Annotated in this window: 14 protein-coding genes, 1 tRNA gene and 1 other RNA gene; 7 read left to right on the top strand and 9 right to left on the bottom strand. The window is 34.6% G+C overall.

Annotation, left to right across the window (positions count from 1 at the left end; genetic code table 11):
- Positions 1 to 88: 88 nt before the first annotated feature.
- Genes fruB through fruA form a run of 3 tightly spaced genes read left to right on the top strand, consistent with a single transcriptional unit; the run spans position 89 to position 3,932 of the window.
- Positions 89 to 1,291 carry a fused PTS fructose transporter subunit IIA/HPr protein gene (fruB, locus tag A9G23_RS10315; RefSeq protein WP_065587531.1) on the top strand — a complete coding sequence of 401 codons (1,203 nt, stop codon included), beginning with the start codon at positions 89 to 91 and terminating at the stop codon, positions 1,289 to 1,291.
- Positions 1,292 to 2,227, top strand: a complete 936-nt coding sequence (gene fruK, locus A9G23_RS10320) for a 1-phosphofructokinase (RefSeq protein WP_065587532.1) — start codon at positions 1,292 to 1,294, stop codon at positions 2,225 to 2,227. It begins immediately after the preceding gene.
- A 10-nt stretch (positions 2,228 to 2,237) separates the two neighbouring features.
- Positions 2,238 to 3,932, top strand: coding sequence for a PTS fructose transporter subunit IIBC (fruA, locus tag A9G23_RS10325; protein WP_065587533.1), 1,695 nt, complete (start codon positions 2,238 to 2,240; stop codon positions 3,930 to 3,932).
- 57 nt (positions 3,933 to 3,989) lie between these two features.
- Here fruA and A9G23_RS10330 read toward each other — a convergent pair whose 3' ends face one another.
- Positions 3,990 to 4,565 (bottom strand): TIGR00730 family Rossman fold protein, encoded by a 576-nt coding sequence (locus tag A9G23_RS10330; RefSeq protein WP_065587534.1) that lies wholly within the window; start codon positions 4,563 to 4,565, stop codon positions 3,990 to 3,992.
- A 148-nt stretch (positions 4,566 to 4,713) separates the two neighbouring features.
- Here A9G23_RS10330 and A9G23_RS10335 point away from each other — a divergent pair.
- Together A9G23_RS10335 and A9G23_RS10340 are read left to right on the top strand one after the other, a co-directional pair.
- Positions 4,714 to 4,789 (top strand) — tRNA-Asn (locus A9G23_RS10335).
- 914 nt (positions 4,790 to 5,703) lie between these two features.
- Entirely contained in the window at positions 5,704 to 5,913 is a 210-nt protein-coding gene (locus tag A9G23_RS10340) for a hypothetical protein (protein ID WP_141669956.1), read from the top strand.
- Between the two features lie 475 nt (positions 5,914 to 6,388).
- Here the strand turns inward: A9G23_RS10340 and ssrA are convergent.
- Positions 6,389 to 6,754: a transfer-messenger RNA gene (ssrA, locus tag A9G23_RS10345) on the bottom strand.
- A gap of 1,172 nt (positions 6,755 to 7,926) precedes the next feature.
- Here ssrA and A9G23_RS11315 point away from each other — a divergent pair.
- Positions 7,927 to 8,286 (top strand): DMT family transporter, encoded by a 360-nt coding sequence (locus tag A9G23_RS11315; RefSeq protein WP_255306912.1) that lies wholly within the window; start codon positions 7,927 to 7,929, stop codon positions 8,284 to 8,286.
- Positions 8,287 to 8,616: 330 nt separating this feature from the next.
- Positions 8,617 to 9,258 carry an HD domain-containing protein gene (locus A9G23_RS10350; RefSeq protein WP_176700618.1) on the top strand — a complete coding sequence of 214 codons (642 nt, stop codon included), beginning with the start codon at positions 8,617 to 8,619 and terminating at the stop codon, positions 9,256 to 9,258.
- 116 nt (positions 9,259 to 9,374) lie between these two features.
- On the opposite strand, the gene A9G23_RS10355 is transcribed toward A9G23_RS10350, so the two are convergent.
- The 7 genes from A9G23_RS10355 to A9G23_RS10385 form a co-directional block, all read right to left on the bottom strand.
- Positions 9,375 to 10,298 (bottom strand): AEC family transporter, encoded by a 924-nt coding sequence (locus tag A9G23_RS10355; RefSeq protein ID WP_065587537.1) that lies wholly within the window; start codon positions 10,296 to 10,298, stop codon positions 9,375 to 9,377.
- Positions 10,299 to 10,322: 24 nt separating this feature from the next.
- Positions 10,323 to 12,977, bottom strand: a complete 2,655-nt coding sequence (gene glnD, locus A9G23_RS10360) for a bifunctional uridylyltransferase/uridylyl-removing protein GlnD (RefSeq protein ID WP_065587538.1) — start codon at positions 12,975 to 12,977, stop codon at positions 10,323 to 10,325.
- 136 nt (positions 12,978 to 13,113) lie between these two features.
- Complete coding sequence (locus A9G23_RS10365) at positions 13,114 to 14,949, bottom strand: hypothetical protein (RefSeq protein ID WP_141674935.1); 1,836 nt, start codon at positions 14,947 to 14,949, stop codon at positions 13,114 to 13,116.
- A gap of 46 nt (positions 14,950 to 14,995) precedes the next feature.
- The gene (locus A9G23_RS10370; protein WP_065587540.1) at positions 14,996 to 15,871 is read right to left on the bottom strand and encodes a hypothetical protein; all 876 of its coding nucleotides are present in this window, start codon (positions 15,869 to 15,871) and stop codon (positions 14,996 to 14,998) included.
- Between the two features lie 715 nt (positions 15,872 to 16,586).
- Complete coding sequence (nrdB, locus tag A9G23_RS10375) at positions 16,587 to 17,717, bottom strand: class Ia ribonucleoside-diphosphate reductase subunit beta (RefSeq protein WP_065587608.1); 1,131 nt, start codon at positions 17,715 to 17,717, stop codon at positions 16,587 to 16,589.
- A gap of 144 nt (positions 17,718 to 17,861) precedes the next feature.
- Positions 17,862 to 20,147 (bottom strand): class 1a ribonucleoside-diphosphate reductase subunit alpha, encoded by a 2,286-nt coding sequence (gene nrdA, locus A9G23_RS10380; RefSeq protein ID WP_065587541.1) that lies wholly within the window; start codon positions 20,145 to 20,147, stop codon positions 17,862 to 17,864.
- 280 nt (positions 20,148 to 20,427) lie between these two features.
- Entirely contained in the window at positions 20,428 to 21,789 is a 1,362-nt protein-coding gene (locus A9G23_RS10385; protein ID WP_065587542.1) for a hypothetical protein, read from the bottom strand.
- Positions 21,790 to 21,867 lie beyond the last annotated feature (78 nt).

A 21,867-nucleotide genomic window follows, 5' to 3' on the forward strand; every position in this document is an offset into this window, starting at 1 on the left:
GAAACGATTCAATAATGTTAATTCAAGGATTTATATTTGTTGAGTCATTTTAGTCGACCCAACATTTTAACCCAGAGGTATTTATTATATGTTTCATTTAGTTAAAGAAAATATTCATTTAAATGAACAAGCTACCAATAAAACTGAAGCAATAAAAAAAATTGCTTCAGCCTTAACGAGTGCAGGATTTGTTGAAGAAGGTTATGTCAATGGAATGCTTGAAAGAGAAGCTCAAGCAGCGACGTATTTAGGTATCGGTATTGCTATTCCTCATGGCACCACTAAAACTCGTCATTTGGTGAAAAAAACAGGGGTGCAAGTATTTTGTTTTCCTAATGGTGTTGAATGGGGGGATGATGATGAAAAGGCCTATCTTGCAATTGGTATTGCTGCAAGCTCTGATGAGCATTTAGAATTACTTCGTCAACTTACTCATGTGCTTGGCGCTGATGGGGTAGAGGAACGAATCAAAAAAATTCAATCGGCCGACGAAGCAATTGCTATTTTAACCGGCAAAACAAGTCTAGAAGAGAGTCAATTTACTGTAAATGAATCTGCATTGTTATTGGATATCCCTGCGGATAGTTTATCAACACTACAAGCATTAAATGCTTCACGTTTAAAACAGCAAAATGCAGTCAATGCAAGTTTTATTGCTGATGTATTAGATAATAAACCAACTTACCTAGGCGAGGGTGTTTGGTTAAATGATAGCAAAGAAGGTAATTTAAAAAATGCGATGGCGATTAGCCGTACCACGAGTAATCTTAATGAAGATGGTAAGCCTGTTAAGTTACTTATTACTATGTCAGTCGTTAATGATTCTGTTTCTGAAATTATAAATCACATTGCAACTTTAGCTTTTAATCAAAAATTAGCGTTACTATTATCAGCAAATACTGATGGGCTTATCAATCTTCTTTTATCTGGTGCTCAAACTGTAGGATCTGATGAATCAGAAATTCAATCAATCTCTCCAAATGAGTCGGTTATTACCGAATCAAATAATGAATCGTTAAGTCGTGAATTCATTATTCCTAATGAGAATGGTTTACATACTCGCCCATCATCCGTTTTAGTAAAACTCGTTAAAGAATTTAGCAGTAAAGTGACCGTTGCCAATTTAGATGGTAAAGGTGAGCCAGTGAGCGCAACGAGTTTAATGAAAATTGTTGCACTAGGCGCCAAAAAAGGTAGTCGATTAAAATTTACAGCGGTTGGCGATGATGCTGCTCAAGCGCTTGATGCTATTGGTAAAGCGATTGAAAGCGGTTTAGGTGAGGGTGTTTAAATGACTTATCGTATTGCAACAATCACCTTAAACCCTGCTTATGACCTTTTAGGTTTTTGCCCAAAAGTGGAGCTTGGCGATGTTAATTTAGTCCAAACCAATGCATTACTTGCTGCTGGTAAAGGCATCAATGTGGCTAAAGTTTTGTCTGATTTAGACGTTCAATTAACTGTCGGTGGATTTTTAGGTAAAGAAAATCGTGATGGTTTTAATTTATTATTTAAATCATTAAATGTGGTTGATAAATTCGAAACAATTGAAGGTCGTACACGTATTAATGTCAAATTGACCGAAGAAAATAGTGAAGTAACAGATCTCAACTTTTCGGGCTTTACTATTAGTGAGCAAGACTGGCAAAGCTTTGTAAAAAACTCTCTTGAGTGGTTAAAAGACATTGATATGGTTGCTATCAGTGGTAGCTTACCTGCTGGAGTATCACTTGATAAATTTACAAATTGGATGGAACAAGTTAAAGCAATTTGTCCCAAAATTGTATTCGATAGTAGTCGAGATGCATTGGTCGCTGGTTTAAAAGCAAAACCATGGTTAATCAAACCAAATGATAAAGAGCTTGAAATGTGGATAGGTCACAAATTATCGACATTGGATGATGTAAAAAAAGCTGCTATGGAATTAGTTAATGGCGGGGTTGACAATGTCATCATTTCGCTTGGAAGTAAAGGTGCTTTATGGATCACTAAAAATGAAGCATGGTTAGCAAAACCGCCTAAATGCCAAGTAGTTAGTACTGTAGGTGCTGGCGATTCCATGGTCGCTGGTTTAATGTATGGTTTAATCACGGAGCAATCAATTAAAGACACTTTAGTCTTTGCATCAAGTGTTGCGGCTTTATCAGTTGGACAAGCTGGTGTTGGTATCGCTGAGCGCCAAGCGGTAAATAATATGCTAGAAAAAATTGAAATAATTGCTGCATAAAGGAGTATTCATGAATATATATATTATTGAAGGTAGTCATGCAGGTCCAGTTAATGGACGTTTAGCTAAAGCAGAATTAGCTTTAGCAGCAAATGCCTTAAATTTAAATGTCGTTGACAGTGCTGTATCAGCAGATGTTATTGTTGCTGTTGGCTCGGGAACCATTAGCGATAAAGCAGTGGCGGGTAAAAAAGTTTATGTTGTTGAAGACTTAAATCAGCTTTTTGCTAATCCAAAACAAATTTTAACTGATGCACAAAGTAAAGCGAGTGTTTATGAACAATCTGCTGAAGTGACACCAACATTCATGCCAAGTCATGGTGTAAAACGCATTGTTGCTGTTACTGCTTGTCCAACCGGCGTTGCGCATACTTTTATGGCGGCAGAAGCCATTGAAGAAGAAGCCAAAAAACGGGGTTGGTGGTGTAAAGTTGAAACTCGTGGTTCAGTTGGTGTGGGTAATGAATTAACGCCAGAAGAAGTCGCCTCTGCCGATGTGGTTATTGCTGCTTGTGATATCGATGTCGACTTAAGTAAATTTGCGGGTAAAAAACTTTATCGCACCAAAACAGGTCCTGCCCTGAAAAAAACAGCACAAGAATTTGATAAAGCATTTGAAGAAGCAACGGTTTATCAGCCAATAGCAAACTCCTCAACAGCTAAGGCAAGTAATGAGAAAAAAGGTGTTTATCAACATCTATTAACTGGCGTGTCTTACATGTTACCAATGGTGGTTGCAGGTGGTTTGATTATTGCGCTTTCATTTGCTTTTGGTTCATTTGAAATGGTTGAAGGGGTGCAAAAATTAATAGGTGAACCGCATTTAGCTCAAATTGGAGGGCTTGCTTTCTCACTTATGGTGCCATTGCTTTCAGGTTATATTGCTTATTCTATTGCTGATAGACCTGGGCTTGCACCGGGGCTTGTGGGTGGTTTACTTGCGGTATCAACTGGTGCAGGTTTTTTAGGTGGGATTATTATTGGTTACTTTGCTGGTTATTTGGCGCTATTAATCACAAAATATTTACCATTACCAAAAACGCTAGAGGCATTAAAACCGATACTCATTGTACCACTATTTGCAACGCTTATTACAGGCCTTGTGATGCAATTTATTGTTGGTACCCCTATTGCATGGTTAATGAACGTTGTAACAGTATGGTTAAACTCAATGGGTACGGCGAATGCGGTTATATTGGGGGCTATTTTAGGCGGAATGATGTGTACTGATATGGGTGGGCCAATTAATAAAGTTGCTTACGCATTTGGTACTGGTTTAATTTCAGCACAAGTTTATGCACCAATGGCAGCGGTTATGGCTGGTGGTATGGTTCCACCTTTAGCGATGGGCTTAGCAACACTTATTGCGAGCAAAAAATTTGCTAAAACTGAACAAGAAAGTGGTAAAGCTTCATTGGTATTAGGCTTATGCTTTATATCCGAAGGGGCAATTCCATTTGCTGCTCGTGATCCATTACGTGTTATCCCATGTTGTATTATTGGTGGGGCAATTACTGGTGGCATGGCTTTAGCCTTTGGTTCAACATTAATGACGCCACATGGTGGGTTATTTGCCTTAGCCATTCCAGGTGTGGTTAAACCAGTGGGTGGCTACTTGTTATCTATCGTTGTTGGTGCTGTTGTTGCTGGTGTAGCTTATGCATTTATTAAACAACCAGAGCCAGAATCTACAACTGTAGCTTAATATTGATAATATTAATAAAAAACGCCATCAAATGATGGCGTTTTTATCATCAATACGTTATTTTTTTACCCAACGCTGTAAATCTTTAGGAATAAAGTGATCTATTTGTTGTAATATCGATTGAGGATCTTCCGAAACGATTAATGTTTTATAAAAACTATCTCGAACAAACCCTTCATTCACAGCATGTTGTAAAAAATTGAGCATAGGCTGCCAAAATTCAGCTGGATTAAATAAAGCCACCGGCTTTTCGTGATAACCGATTTGCATCCCCGTCCAGACTTCAAAAACCTCTTCTAGCGTACCTGTTCCGCCCGGCATTGCAATAAAGCCATCGGCAAGCTCAGAAAGTCTTGCTTTGCGTTGATGCATATTATCTACCACTTCTAAACGAGTGATACCGTGGTGAGCTGTTTCGGCTTTGACTAAACGTTCAGGAATAATACCAATCACCTCACCACCATGAGCTAATACCGCATTAGCGATCACACCCATTAAGCCTTTATTGCCACCACCATAAATTAGTCGCCGGTTTTGTTCAGCCAAAGTTTTGCCTAATTGTTCAGCTTGGGTACGATATTCTAGTTGGCTTCCTTCACTAGCGCCACAAAAAACACAAATATTTTTTTTCATAATTGTTATTTTATCTGTTAATAATATATCTTTTTATTTTAGCATATCTATAGTTTGATTTGATTACAAGCTGAGCAGTTGAATTTAATTAATGTATTTCAGATTGACATAATCATTATAGAACGTTAATATCTCCTGCGTTAAATGTTCCTCCATAGTTCAGTCGGTAGAACGGCGGACTGTTAATCCGTATGTCACAGGTTCAAGTCCTGTTGGAGGAGCCAATTTCCAAATTCCTAAAGCCTGCATATAGCAGGTTTTTTTTGTATCTTAAAATACCCACTTATTTATTTCGTTGTTACAACAAATACGCTTAAAACCACGTTTTTTGTGATATCTATTTAATTTTCTTGATTTTATTATCAAATTAATGAGTTGCTAAAAGAAATTTAAATGATCACAATTGGATTGAATGTTATCATTGTTGTTATTTTAAAATATTAATTAAAATCAACTTGATAAATGAACGGTTTTTTATTAAAAAATATTCTCATAATATTGTAAGGTCAATATGTCCCCCCCCCTTTAACCGCGCTAGAATGCGTTGACAACTAAGCGAGGTTAGCACGGCAAGTATGGATGTTTGGTGAGTTTGGGTTTTGTTAGAAATAAATTTGAACATCTGAGCAAAGTGAAGAAGGCATCAAAGAGGCGAGTATCAGGATGATACGAGTAAATATAAGTCGGCCACATTCCGTAGCCAAAGTGTGGGGTGTTAAGGAATTTGCTACTTTCTTAACTCGACTGTTGTCACTGTCACTGTTGCTATTGATTCCACCACAAAAAGCTTAAAACGTCCGAAACCCAATCACACAAGTTATAGTCAAATACCGTCACCCAAACCCGAAAACTATAAAAACAGTCAGGTAGCGTATTGATTTTATTATATTTTTATTTTGTTGTTTTTTTACAAAAATCAAAAAAATATCAATCCCTTAAAGCTTTCTCCAAAGCTTAATATGTCTTTTCCCTTACTTACCTTTACAAACAATCCCCCAAAAAACTAACCAAGATTTTTTTAAACACCATAATTTTAATGGTAAAAATTAAGTTAGCTTATTTTATAGGCTAATTATCATAAAAAATTTAATTAAAAAAATATTTTGGTTGGGTTAGGGAACGCTATGAAGTATAAGTTTTGCCTGAAGGCTGGGAAGTGTCTAAAAAAGGCTATGATACGAATAAAATTAATGGGTTAATCTTGCCAGAAGATATCGCTCACACCAGTTCTTTTATTCGATTAAATCAAGTGGAAGTATATTCCGGTAAATCAACTGATTCAGCAAAACAAATAAAACCCAAGCCCGCAACGATAAATGGGAAAAATATCAGGCAGTTTGGTTGTTAGAGAGCGGTGATTATACTAATCAATTGAGCTTTTGGGCTAGCTGTAATTATAACAAAATTTGGTAACTTACAGAATTCAATTAAAAAATATTATCTTATTTTCAAGTTACAGTGACTAAATACTAAAATTTCTTTTTTGCATTTCTTTAGAAGAATATCTTAAAATTATATATAAAGATATGTTCTAGGAGAGATTTATAAGTTCAAGTCTCCAATCATTAAATATCATCCGTTATCGTCGTCAATAAATAATCTTTACCCTATGGTTTGGCTGTTTTGGGTTGAGTATCTGTCGATGAGGTCGTTATACGATTTTTAGTTATATACTACCTGTATAACTAAGCATATACCTAAAATTTTGGTTGTAAATGTATCTAGTTGATACTTACAGAGTGATAAAACTGTCTCTAACGCTTGTTCTTACTGGGTTTTATGTGCTTTAGTGGGGGGTAAAAGAATATTACGGAATATTGAAGTGGTGGAGCTGGCGGGAGTTGAACCCGCGTCCGAAATCTCTACATCCTCGGTACTACATGCGTAGTTTGTTTTTGAATTTCATCTACCCGCTGCGAACAAACACGCCACTGATAGACTAGCTTGATTAAGTTTAATGCTTCCGCCCCAAGCAAGGCTTCCACACGATCTCGTTTGGGTTTGACTCCTCTTGATCCCCGTCCTACGAGCGGAGGCTAGGGAGAGAAGGCTCTATAACAGGTTATTAAGCTGCTAGTGCGTAGTTTTCGTCGTTTGCGACTATTTTTTTGCGGTTTATTTACGAGGCCTACCGCACCTCGGCATGCACCTTGGGTTTCGCAAATCCCGTCGAATCCAGAATCAGCCCCAATTGTGAATTGTACCTAAGCACAATATCAGGGCATTATAGGTGAATTCAAGACGGAATACAAGTTAGCCAACGGCTGAGTTAGCTCGATTTTTGAGTAGAGTATATCGCGATCGTTTTAGGATTGCTATTTAATCAAAATTTACCCATTTTAAGTTTGTAAAAAAGTTTCAGATAACTATGTGTTTCAGTATAAAAATAAAGTTTGTAACAGCTAAATTAGGCTTAGGAATTAATCGCGTTATTTACCGTAATTTGAGGAGCGACTGTCATAAATAGATATAAAAACAAAACTAATGCTGTATCGCTATTAAGCGATCTGCCCTTATATCATAAAGAAAAATAACCATCACTGATTTGGCTAAAGGTTTTATGGTCAGCAATCCGTCCATTTATAACGTGAGAAAGAAAACTCGATTGATGATAAATTAAGGCGGTAAGCTGACTATTTACTTTTTTAGGCTATATTTTTGTGAAAAATATTCAGGATTCTATACCTTATCGTGATTAACTGGACTTGACAGTCTCTATTTGTTAAATCGTGTGATAACCAGTGTATCAATCAAAAACTCACTAAACTTGCTTGCCAACAAACGAAAGAGAGGGCAGAAAGAGATATGTACTTTCATGGCGATGAGGCATAACCGCGTTTTTTATAAATTAGGTATATTACCGTCTGATTATTTTGATTAATGACAATGAGTAAGGTTTATAATATTTATAACTATTTTTAAATATTTAAAAAATAATTAATGTTTAAAATCAATATGTTATTTATTATTTAGTTAAATATTAAAAAATATATGAAATTAAATTGAACTTTTTGCCGTTTAATCTGTCTATATTAACAGATTACGTTTTTCATTTTTTGCCCTCCACTCGAATATTTGAGTGGATTTTTTTTGTCTTGTATTTTTCCGCTTAAGCAATTTATTAAGTTTCCCATTTAGTTATTATTAATTACTTTGCATTAGTGCTTTTAATTATTGCTAAAATTTTGATTATCTAAATAGTGCCTTGTTTCGTTATCAAGACTTTTCAAAAAATATGTAAAATTATTTTGAATACTCTATTTTTAATCATAGTTTAGGCTATAAATCGTGTTTTGATTTCGAATTAGTTAAGTAAGCAGAGAGAATTATTTTATTTTCAAAAAGGACACAAGGGCACCTAATTGCATTAATGACAGTGTTTCTTTGGGGAACAACATTTATCGCGACTAAGATATTATTAATTGATTTTAAACCAATTGAGATTTTGTTTTTTCGATTTTCTCTTGGCTATATAGTCCTGTGGTTCTTATCGCCACGTTTTTTTGCTTGGCAGGGCATTAAGCAAGAGTGTATGTTTTTATGCGCAGGGCTTTGTGGTGTGACTTGTTACTTTTTGTGTGAAAATATTGCATTAACCTACACAACAGCTTCTAATTATTATTGCAGCAGTTGTGATTTTGAACCAGTCTTTTACTTCGATTGCCGCCATTGGAACATTGTTTACGCTTTGCGGTGTGCTATTATCAGAAGGCAAAGTTAGAGTAAGAAGAAAATAATTTATTTTATTGGTAAGTGAAATATGAAAAAGGAACTTTATATTCTTTTAGATTGTTGAAAAAACAATTCGCTTTTTAGTGGGTTATTTGAACTAATAGCGCACATAAAATAAATAAAGGTATTTCCCAATGTTGAGAAAGTCCCTACCATTGGTAGCATAAAAATAGAACTAATCTCGCTTGAAGCCTTGTTTTTATAATCTTCTTGTATACTCCAATTATGAGTAAACTAGTATTTGTTTGTATGGAAAATCAGTTTGTGTAAATTAAATTAGTGAAATTAAGTTATGAATAATCAAAGAAATAATCAACAAGTGGATGTTATTCAAGCCATACAAGCTTTTGTTAAACAAAAATTAGCTAATGACTTTTCGGGTCATGATATGGCGCATATTGAGCGAGTGGTGAGATTGGCCGAGCAGATTTTAAAGTATGAGCCAAAAGCGAATGGTTTTATTGTGATTGTGAGTGCCTATTTACATGACGTGATTGATGAAAAAGTGGTTGCTGATGTGAATCAAGCTATCATTGAGTTGCGTGATTATTTAATATTACAGGCGTTAACCGATAGCGAAATTAAAATGATTTTTGACATTATTGAAAATATGTCATATCGAAAAAATCTTAATCAGAAAAAAACATTATCATTAGAAGGGCAAATTGTGCAAGATGCTGATCGCTTAGATGCATTGGGGGCAATTGGTATTGCTCGCACCTTTTATTATGGTGGCAATAAACATCATATCATGTACGATCCTGATATTTCACCACGAACTGCATTGAATGAAGATAATTATAAACAACCCAATACCGTTATTAATCATTTTTATGAAAAACTTTTTTTGCTTAAAAATAAGATGAATACCCCAATAGCTAAAAAGCTAGCTGAGCAACGGCATCATTTTTTGGTTGAGTTTGTCAATCAGTTTGAAAAAGAGTGGCTAGGTAAGGATTAATTACCCGCTGTTTTATTTTTTATAAAAGGTAAAGTGTGGGCAATGATTTTAGCGACTTCAAACCAGATTTTAAATTATCTGGCACAACGCTTTCTGACTAGAGAGCGCTTTGACGATTAAAACGGTATTGGCGCGCCAACAAGCCATAGGACAATAGGTAATGTGATTAAGCTCAATAATGTACTAACTAAGGTTGCACTTGATACCAGTTCGGGATGAGTATCAAACTGTACTGACATGAGTGTTGTATTGGCGGCACTTGGCATGGCGGCTAATACGATTAATATTTGCTTATAAATCGGCAAAATAGGCATAAAATAGACCATGCCAAATGCAACTAGCGGTGAAATAATCATTCGGGTGAGTAATGAAAATGAAAGTTTAGGATAATCCAGTTGTTGGATCTTGATTTTGGCTAATTGCATTCCCAAAATAATCATAATTACAACGATTGATGAGTCGCCAATCATGCCAATGGATGTCATGATGGATTTGGACAAAGAAATATGGCATAACTGAAAAAGCATACCTAATAAAGCACCATAAGCCACAGGCATGCGGATAACTTTATTGATGACATCTTTTTGACTGACAATATCACTACGCGCACTCCCTTTTGCTGCATAATAGATGCCAACTGTGCTCATTACAAATTGTTGTAATACCATCATAATTACGCCAAGGTCAAATCCCACCGAGCCAAAAAAAACTAAAAGTACAGGGGTACCGTAGTTGCCATTATTCATAAAGCATGCACTTAAAATCATAGCGCAGCGCTCTTTGGTTGAATATTTCATCATCATAGACCAAATGGAGATGATAAGGACTAATGAAAAACAGAGACCAAAAATATAACAGATATAAAATAGATAATCGGCAGTTAACGTATGCGTATAAAATGTTTTAAATGCTAAAAATGGGGATAACACATAAAGTGACATTTTCGATAGATTAGCAACATCAAATTTTAAGGCTTTTTGTGCGATAAATCCGACAATAAAAATAGCAAAAATGGGAAACAAAATAATAAAAAATTGCATAAGCGATGTCTTTAATTGGGTTAATTAGTTCATTGAATCAATGGTGGTTACGATTGATTCTCGTAATTGATTACAGGTAGTATCATCCAGTGCATTGTTGTATTTATCAGTTAAGATAAATAGATCTTCAATATGTTCACCAATAGTGGCAATTTTAGCACTCCGTAATGATAAATCTAAATGAGCAAATATTTCGCCGACACAAGCAAGTAATCCAGGCATATCTAAGGCAATGAGTTCCATATACGTTTGCTTTTCATTGAAAGCGGATAAAAAATTGACTTGTGTTGGTACAGAAAAAGATTGCAATCTTTTCTTTGGTGGTTTAATTGCCACCCCTTGATAAACGGGGTGTTGTAGTGCCTTTTCTAGAGCTTTGATAATACCTTGATGCCGATCTTCTTGCACTGTTTGCCCATTTGGTTCAAGTACAATAAATGTATCAAGGGCAAAGCCTTTTTTATTGGTAATAATGAGTGCATCATGAATAGTTAAATTATGCATACTGAGTGTATTACAAACAGTTGCAAATAGATAAGGCCTATCTGGCGAATAAATAAAAATCTCACTGCCACCATGGTATGGGTTTGGATTGATTAACACTAAGGTTTGCGTTAAATCATGATGTAATAAATTTTGAGCATGTATAACAATTTGTTCTGTTGTATACCGCAGAAAGTAGTCAACTCGACAGTCTTGCCAAAAATTCTTGATTTGCCATTCATCGTAATTTTGTTTGAGTAAAGTCGCGAGTGCGTCTTGTTTGTGTTGCCTTGCAATACTTCGTTGCTCTGGAATTTGGTGGATACCTGAATCAAATGATCGCATTGCGGTAAAATAGAGCTCACGCATTAGGCTTTGCTTCCAGCTATTCCAAAGCGTTTCATTGGTTGCACAAACATCGGCAATAGTTAAACAGAGCAAATACTGTAAGCGACGCTTACTTTTTACTTGTTGAATGAACTCTCGAATCACTGCGGGATCTTGCAAATCGCGACTTTGTGCGGTTACCGACATCAGTAAGTGATAGCGTACTAACCAAATAATTAAATCGGTATCTTTGGCATCTAGCTGGTGTAATTGACAAAATTTTTCAACGAGCTGTGCACCTATTTCAGAATGATCACCATGTCGACCTTTACCTATATCATGAAATAGACCTGTGATAATGAGTAGTTCTGGTTTGGATAATTTAGCAAATACTCTCGAACTATTAGGATGCTTTTGTTTGCCGCTATCTGTTTTTAGGTTATCTAATTCAATTAGCAATCGAATGGTATGTTCATCAACGGTATAAGCATGAAAAAGATCAAATTGCATCATGCCAGCGATATGCTTCCAGTCTGGAATATATGCGGCTAATATGCCATATTGATGCATGGGTAAAATGGCTTTTTTTATTGCGTTAGGGTGTTTGATGATCATCATAAAAATTTGCCGCGATTTAGGATCTTCACATAGCAAAGCTTTTAATTTTCTTCTTGCCGAACGTAACTGCCTAATGGTGTTTGAATAAAGCCCTGTAATTTGTGGATTAAGCAAAATAGTATAAAAAAGCTGCATAATCAAGACAGGATCTTTTTTAAAGAGGTTATCCTCTTTTATATCAATTAAGTTTTCTCTAATTTGAAAATATTCATCAATATCATAAGGTTTATTTTTTGGGTTATGCTCAAGTATCGATTCATAAAACAGTTGTAATAACATCTGATTGAGTTCAGTAATGTTGTGAGCGACACGATAGTAGTCGTGCATCATTTTTTCTACTGGTGTGTTACCTTCGCCTTTGTAACCTAACATATTGGCAATGCTAAGCTGCCGATCAAAAAGTAAGCGGTTATCATAACGTGAGATCACGCAGTGTAAGGCAAAACGCATTCGCCATAAAAATTTACGGCAAGTTTTGAAGTCTTCAATATCTTCAGGGGTTAAATAATTGAAGTCAGCCATTTTTTGTAAAAATTCACCACCAAAATGGCGAATGGCGATCCATTGGATTATCTGCATATCGCGTAATCCGCCAGGACTATTTTTCAAATCAGGTTCTAGATTATAAGAGGTACTGTGATACTGCTGGTGGCGGTTTTGTTGTTCTTTAATTTTTGCTTGATAAAAAGCACGAGAAGGCCATATCTTATCGCTAAAAATTTGTTTGTGTAATTCATCTAATAGTAATTGATTGCCCGAAATAAGTCTTGATTCAATTAAATTAGTCATTATGGTGATATCATTTTTCGCTTCTTGCAAGCAAATTCTCAATGTTCTAACACTGTGACCTATATCTAAATGTAAATCCCATAACAAGCGAACCAAATCACCGATCTGTTTTTCAATCTCTTTAGTCAATGGATAATCACTTAGTATCAAAATATCAATATCTGACAATGGATGCAATTCAGCCCGACCATAGCCCCCAACGGCAACCAAAGCGATGCGATTGCGTTTAAAAAAAGAAGAGACATGTTTAGGAATTTGGTAAAAACACCATAAGCGCTCAAGTAAATGGTCGATAAATTGACTGCGTAAATGCACTAATATATCAATATCGGCTTGTTGCTCAAATTGAGACTTAGACCATTGTTGAAAATCATCAAGTTGTTGTTTGAGGTAACTAACATTTATTTGGTCATCGCTAAAATCAAGGGGAGAAATAGGGTATGATAAGCGGGTCTCATTCATAGTAATAACATTAAAACAAAGGAAATTTATTGATATCCTTACCCGATTTAGTGTTGCTGTCAAGCAACAGTTGTTATTACTTAGAATGAAGTTGATTAACGTACCCTATTTAAATTATTTAGTTTCCATTTTGTCATTAAAAATGTTCAAACAATATCATTTCAAAACCATCAGGATTGAAAGGTAAGTTATCGTAGAGTTGTGGGTTATTTTGGTCTTTAATTTCATTAGTGGTAAATAACACGTTGCCATTCTTATCAAGATATTGGTTCTCGATATCTCCTTCACTCGATATTTCAATATGATTAGTTTTAATACCTTGTTCATTAAATCTGTCTAACATTGCAGTAATTTTCTGCTTTTTACAGTGTATGAATGTTCTGATAGTGATTCCTTGGGTATTTTTGATAACTTGAGATAACGGCACATAACTGCCTTTTTCATACTCGGTCTCTATAACTAACTTTGGCACCAGATGACTTTCAAGCACAGTCAATTTACTGCTAACAGGGGTATTTTTCTGGTATTCAAATTCAGTTGATAGCCACTGTACTCGTGTTTTTTGTAATATTGATACGATTTTGCCCATTTCTTTTTCAACACGGATATAAGAGGGGAGGCTAACCGCCTGTTCTACGCTATCTAGTGGAGTTAATTGGTCTTTATTCGCTAGTGTATAAAAATATATACCATTTTCTAATGATTTAAACTGCGCTAAAGGTAATGAGATTGGTGATTGTTGCCATTTTATTTTGTTAATTTTTTTATACTGATAATTATCTCCTATTTCTACTTGAATTAAATCGCTGTATTTATCAAGTGGGAATTGGTTTTCGGCTTCAATTAACGTTAATGGTGCCTGATGGGGAAAATTTTTGTAACGTTCAACCATAAAATTGGGGAAGGGCAATTGATGGTAATAAACTTGATGGGGCTTAATACCTAAATATTGAGCTCTATTTGCAGCTTCACTGTCATATTGATTATTATCACCCATACTATGTTCAAACATCGAACCAGTTAACAGTGCATTACTTTTTTGCACATCCATGATTAATTTATTGTAAGGATAGGGCTCATCGAGATCCTTTTCAAAATCGAAGATTTCTTCCGGCTTTTGGCTTTTGGTTTTAATCACGTTGCCATCTTTATTTAAGATTTGATTTTCTATACGCTTTGGTTTTTCATAATAAATTACGTGATTAGTCTTAACGTCTTGATTATCAAAATAATTATCAATTTCATAGATACCATTCTGTCTAATATAGGATTCAATGATATAACGTCCTGTTTTGATATTTCTTTTAATCGCTTTAGACATTAATCCAGTATTTTCATCAAACCATATTTCAGAAGAATAAATAATATTATGATTTGTATCATACATTTCTAATTTAAGATTCTTTAAGTTATTATTGGCCCAATAATCATAAGTATAATGATTTATAGATGTTAAACATCTTTTTTGGGTACTGACCACAATGCCATGTTTTTTTTCAACCCGTAAATAGCAAGGTAGCTCAAATACCTTTTCAAATGAAGCTTGTTTATGTAATTGTTTATTTTCATCTAACGTATAAAAATAAACTCCATCTTCTAATGACTGAAAAGAATCAGACGGATACATAATTTCAATAATATTGCGTTCACGTTGAAATATATCGCTATATTGATAGTTTTCATTTAATTTTACTTGAGAAATATTTTGAGTCGCCATTTTATACATCTTTGGATTGGTTTCTAAACCATTTACTGACGAAAATAAATCTTTTTCAGGAAAGCTATATTGATTATCGATAAAGAGCATAAAATCAAGTTGAAAATAGACTTTATTCGGAATAATGCCTTGTTTTTTTAAATTTTTTATTATTTGAACGTGTTGGTTATTCATTTTTACCTCGGCTAAAGCATATTGAAAAGTTCCTACCCATAATAAAAAAGGGATTAAACTTATCTTTATTAAGTTTTTCATATTATCAGCAACTTCTTTAAATTTAGGTTTACTAGTTGTATTTGTATTATTTTGGTTTCGCATTTTCAGATATGTCTAATAGCTTTTCCATTAATATTCTTCTTTTAATAGTTGTTTCTTTTACGCCTTTACAGTGTTTATCTAATGATTTTTTATAACGCTTAAAATGTCTATCTAGTTCTTCTCCAATACAATCAGGATCAGCCAGATTACAGGTAGCTAACAATAAAAATAAAAAGGTATGACAATTAGTTTCCTTATAACAGTCATAGCCCCAACTCCATTCATCTTCAAACGCTTGTGCAAATGCTCTAATTTCATTAAATATCTCTTCATCGCTTCGCGTATCACTAGGCAACACATAAGGGTGAGAGGTAAATTTAATTTTCTCAGGATGAAAACGATTACTTTGATGCGGATCAAAGGCACGACTAGAATATTCATTATTATTTGATTTGCGCCCAGCTTTCCGATCTTTTGTATGAGTTAATTCGGTTAATGTTTCTTCCTCATCTTCTTTTCGTCTTTGAGCATGGTCGCCGTTTAAAATACCGTCACTTGATACTATTCTCTTGTCAATAAAAATATTTAGTAGTTGGATTTTCATTTGCACTGGATACCAACCATAACTTTCTCTAAAATTGTTGGCTTTGGTCGAGTGTTGTAGCGGATTTCCATTTTCATCATTAATGTCTTTTTCTTTCAATCCCTTTTTAAATGTATTTTTCATTAACTCATCTATTTCAGTTTCATCTTTATGTAAAAGTTCAATCCAAAAATGCCCAACTTGTGATACCAGCAAATTAACCGGTATTCTTCGAATTAAAATATTTTCTAATGGTCTCAACCCCGTCCTGATTTTGGTGGTTACTTTTGATGATTGACGGTGATCGGTGACTGATTTTGCTGTTATCCAAGTCATAAAACAATCCTTTAATCCTTTTTATATCTCAATATGACCTTATTTTCTGAATAGCCAGAGTCGGTTGTGTTGTTGTTACTCTAAGCGATTACATGATTAGCTTTATTTAATATTTGATGATCTCAATTAATAATCGGGTGGTCGTTTCCTTTCCCAATTAAAATAAATTGTGTAAGGTGATACTCACCAAAATATCAGATAGAATTTGCCTGTATAAATTACTTCTTTTAGTCATACAAGTGTTTATACTGTTGTTGTAATAACCGGTCATTGATGGAGTACTAACGACCTTTTTATAATAATTTTAAATATATTCAAATAGTAATTTATTTCTTCCTTCCTCCGTGTTTGATAATAACATATCACTCATAATATGAGTTTTTAATATATGAAAAAATTTCAGCTATTCCTTTATCCTAATAAATTCTAGTTTGGCTCATACTTTACCTAATCCGATTCTATAACAATAATTACTTAAAATGAGCATTGTAATAGTAGTTTCCTTGGTTGCCCGTGAAGCAATTCTTTTTTAGGAAACCCCGTCGGAGAAAAATAGAGAAAATTTAAACAATATCCTTACTCTATTTTAAATGACTGTCAAGTTACAGTTAGTAGAAAGTGTATTATTAGCGACTGATATGAATTATTAAAAAGGAACAATAATTTGTTCCTTTTGTCAAAAATTTTCAGGATGGTATATGTCTGAATATAAAAATTACAATTTAAAATCGCTTAAATCTTCTTCGTTAATTTCAGAGTCAATTTGTCCAACTAAATATGAACTCATTTCGGCTTCTTGCGGTGCTACTTGTACATTATCAGACACAAGCCAGTTATTGATCCATGGAATTGGATTTGATTTAACTTCAAAGGGTAATTTTAGTCCTACGGCTTGCATGCGAATATTAGTAATATATTCGATATATTGGCATAATATATCTTTATTTAAGCCAATCATTGAACCGCCTTCAAACAGGTATTCTGCCCACTCTTTTTCTTGATTGGCGGCTTGTAAAAATAGATCATAACAATCTTGTTCGCACTCTTTGGCAATTTCTGCCATTTCGGGATCATCTTCTCCACTACGCAGTGTATTTATCATAAACTGTGTGCCAGTTAAATGTAGCGCTTCATCGCGAGCAATCAGTTTGATGATTTTAGCGTTACCTTCCATTAGTTCACGCTCAGCAAAGGCAAATGAGCAGGCAAAACTGACATAAAAGCGAATAGCTTCAAGTGCATTGACACTCATTAAGCACAGATAAAGTTTCTTTTTTAGTTCACGTAAATTAATGGAAACGATGTGATTATTAATGTTATGTTTGCCTTCGCCAAATAAATTATAGTAACTTGCATAGCTAATAAGGTCATCGTAATAACCTGCAATATCACCTGCGCGTTTTTGAATTTCTTTATTGGTGACAATATCATCAAACACGACCGATGGATCATTAACAATATTACGAATGATATGGGTATAAGAACGTGAATGAATAGTTTCTGAAAACGACCACGTTTCTACCCAAGTTTCAAGTTCTGGAATTGAAATCAGCGGCAGTAATGCAACATTGGGACTACGTCCTTGAATGGAATCGAGTAATGTTTGATATTTTAAATTACTAATAAAAATATGCTTTTCGTGTTCAGGAAGGTGTGAATAATCAATACGATCTTGTGATATATCAACTTCTTCTGGTCGCCAGAAAAACGAGAGTTGTTTTTCAATTAACTTTTCAAACATCTCATATTTTTGCTGATCATAACGTGCAACATTTACCGATTGTCCAAGAAACATCGGTTCTTTGAGTTGATCATTATGCACATGCGAGAAAGTACTGTAATTCATACTCATAAAAGAACTCCTACTAATTTATCGTTGCTTTTACCGCTACCTTCCGACAGTGTAAAAGGTAAATTAAATGGGGAATGACTTGTTACTCCCCATAAAAACTAAGTGTTAGCGTGTAGCTATTTTTTGTTTTAATAATGGTTAAATCTTACAAGCGCCACCTTCGCAACCATCATCACTTTTAGTCAGTGCTATATCACCTTGAATATCTTCAGCACCATCGCGGGTATTGTGATAATAAAGTGTTTTTACGCCAAACTTATAAGCAGTTAATAAATCAGCCAATAACTGTTTCATTGGGACTTTATCATTTGGGAATTTAGTCGGGTCATAATTGGTATTAGTCGAAATTGATTGGTCAATAAATTTTTGCATAATTCCCACCAAATGCAAATACCCTGTATTATTAGGAATTTGCCAAAGTAGCTCGTAGAAATTTTTTAGCCCATTATAATCTGGCACAACTTGTTTTAAGATACCATCTTTCGAAGCTTTAACACTAATAAATCCTCGTGGTGGTTCAATGCCATTTGTTGCATTGGATATTTGTGAAGATGTTTCTGACGGCATTAATGCCGATAAAGTTGAATTACGTAACCCATGAGTTTTAATTGATTCTCGAAGTGATTCCCAATCATAGTGTAAAGGCTCTTTGGTAATAGTATCTAAATCTTTTTTATAAGTATCGATTGGTAAAATGCCTTGCGCATAAGTTGTTTCGTTAAATAGTGGGCATGCTCCCTTTTCTTTTGCAAGGTTATTAGAGGCTTTTAGCAAGTAATATTGCATGGCTTCAAAAGTACGATGCGTTAAATTGTTGGCACTACCATCAGAATATTTAACGCCATTTTTTGCTAAATAATAAGCATAGTTAATGACGCCAACGCCTAATGTGCGACGATTGATTGAAGAGTTTCGAGCTGCAGGAACTGGGTAATTTTGGTAATCCAGTAGTGAATCAAGTGCACGTACAGTTAAGTCAGCAAGCTCTTCAAAATCATCTAATGATTCGATTTTACCAAGGTTAAAGGCCGACAACGTACAAAGTGCAATTTCCCCGTTTTCATCATTGACATTATTAAGTGGCTTGGTAGGTAATGCAATTTCCATACATAAATTAGATTGATGAACAGGCGCCAATTGAGCATTAAATGGGCTGTGGGTATTACAGTGATCAACATTTTGGATATAAATACGCCCAGTTGATGCGCGTTCTTGCATTAATAATGCAAAAAGTTCAACCGCTTTAACCACGCGTTTGCGAATATTGACATCTTGCTCATATTGGTGATAAAGCGTTTCAAACTTATCTTGATCAGCAAAAAAAGCCTCATAAAGTCCAGGTACATCTGATGGGCTAAATAGGGTAATATTTTCGTTTTTGATTAACCGTTGATACAGTAATTTGTTGATTTGTACCCCATAATCGAGATGACGAACACGGTTTTCTTCAACCCCACGGTTGTTGCGTAAGACTAATAAACTTTCGACTTCTAAATGCCAAAGAGGATAAAAAACGGTTGCAGCACCACCTCGAACACCACCTTGCGAACAAGATTTAACAGCTGTTTGGAAGTATTTATAAAATGGAATACAGCCAGTATGGAAAGCTTCACCATCGCGAATTGAGCTACCTAAAGCACGAATTTTCCCCGCATTGATGCCAATCCCGGCGCGTTGTGATACATATTTTACAATCGCACTTGCCGTTGCATTGATTGAATCTAAGCTATCATCACACTCAATTAATACACAAGAACTAAATTGGCGAGTAGGCGTACGAACACCTGCCATAATAGGGGTTGGTAATGAAATTTTAAAGGTAGAAACAGCATCATAAAAACGTTTAATATAGTTAAGGCGTGTTTCTTTAGGATAGTTAGCAAATAAACAAGCTGCGACTAAAATATATAAAAACTGCGCACTTTCATAAATCTCGCCAGTAACACGATTTTGTACCAAATACTTCCCTTCAAGTTGTTTGACCGCCGCATATGAAAACGACATATCTCGCCAATGGTCAATCATTTTGTCCATTTGTTCAAACTCTTCTTGGGTATAATCCTCAAGTAAATGTTTATCGTAACGTTCACTGTTGACCAATTTTTTAACATGTTCGTATAGTGATGGAGGCGTAAATTGGTTATAGGCCTTTTTACGTAAATGAAAAATGGCCAAACGCGCAGCTAAATATTGATAATCAGGGGCTTCTTGTGAGATCAGGTCGGCAGCCGCACGGATAATTGTTTCATGAATATCCGATGTGCGAATACCGTCGTAAAATTGAATATGTGAACGCAATTCAACTTGAGAAACGGAAACATTGTCTAAACCCTCAGCAGCCCACGCAATGACCCGATGGATTTTATCAAGGTTGATTGGTTCTTTATTTCCATCCCGTTTTGTAACTAGTATTGATTTATTCATTCTTTCTACTCAATTTTTAAAATTTATTTTTTTACTTATGATAATTGATGTTTATCAAATTATACAATATGTAGTACCTATTAATTTATTAACTACTACATGTAGTAGTTAATAAATTAATTATATTCTAAAAAGTAATAAATCAAATTTGTTGTCGCTTATATAAAAGCAGTACAATTATCATTAAAAATGATAAATATAGTGAAAAAAAATAAAATTACGAAAGTAGAAAATCTACCTATTATTAGGTAGATCTTTTAGATAGCTTAATTGAAGGTATTTATTTTATAGCAATACAGACGCCATTTTTATGTTCACTCTCTGAGCGACAGTGATATCTAGCGTTGTAAGGGTGTAAATCACAGTATTCTTTTGCAACGGTGTCATACACCCAGATACGTTTAAAAGACAAAGCTTGGTTAGAGGCTGCCGCCCAAGAATTAGGGTAGGCTTTTTGATTTGGATCTCCCCATTCACCTAATAATGAACCAATTTCTCGGGTGAATTTTGCAGTACCGGCACTCTGACCAAATGGAGCATTACTCAATTCATCTGCATGGCTTATACGATAATTACCATTTAGTGTTTCACAACCTAAAATAACTTCTTGTACGCTACCCCTATTGGCTTTTGATTGGCCAATAAAATTTTTATCCCAGTCAGAAAACCATTTGGTAATGGTGAATGGGTATTGAATAGTGTGGCCTGTGACTTTATTTCTTCCTTGAATGATAACGGTATACCCATTATTAGACTCCATAACATGCTGCCAAGCTGTTTTGGTATTCGCTGCTTGTGCAGTATTAAACTTGACGGTGACTACATCGGCATTATTAGAAATAGTGATAAGTTCATTTCCTTTAACGATCTGCCAATCATAATTTTTAGCAAGCCCATTTTTGGCTAATAAAAGGTCAAATTGAGCACCATAAAAAGCGGTCGTTGGAAAGTTTTTATTAGTATCAATGTTAGACTGAGTTAAGAATCCATACTTTATATTCCATTGATTTTTTGTACTTGCTGAAGCTTGTGTTGGTGCTAACTCAGGCTTTGCATAACAAATTCCTGCGTCTTCTAATACGGTATAAATTTTTGATGGGTGTGTAATGATATCTTCATTAGGATATTCATTAGAATTGGGAATACCATACTTGGAGGATAATGTTAGATCAGCCGATATTTTTACTTTATATGGGCCTAATTGCCCTTTTTGTGTTAATGAGCAAAAAGTGTCGTTATCTTTAGGTGTAAATTCGACTAATTGATTCGATGCATTTGTATAATACCAAATCAATTGAGGATTTTCTTTTGTATCAAGGATGGCTAGCTCATCGCCATCAGTGTCTAAATATTGGTCACGATTGGGTTGTTTTAACGGTGCTATTTTAATGCGATTTTTAAATGAGTAGCTAATAGGTATTGACATATTACTTATTTCATTGCCATAGTAATTTTTATCATCAACGGTTAAGCCAAAAAGCTCAAAATCACTAATATTTGCTTCGATTGCAGATGAAAATTTTGGTTTAGTTCCTTGAACTATATGTGCGGTTTTTGTCGATAAAACTGCATTACTAGTTGTAAGGTGTAGTAAGCATATTGCATATATGATTGTTTTAAAATGTCCTCTAATTATATTCATTGTTATCTTCTTTCCATTATTAATTATCTTTATTTAAAAACAATCATTGCAACTTCAATCAAGGTTTTTAGTGTAAAT

Origin of the sequence: Gilliamella sp. App4-10, assembly GCF_001690495.1 — a bacterium.
In the GTDB taxonomy this organism is placed as follows: Bacteria; Pseudomonadota; Gammaproteobacteria; order Enterobacterales; family Orbaceae; genus Gilliamella; species Gilliamella apicola_G.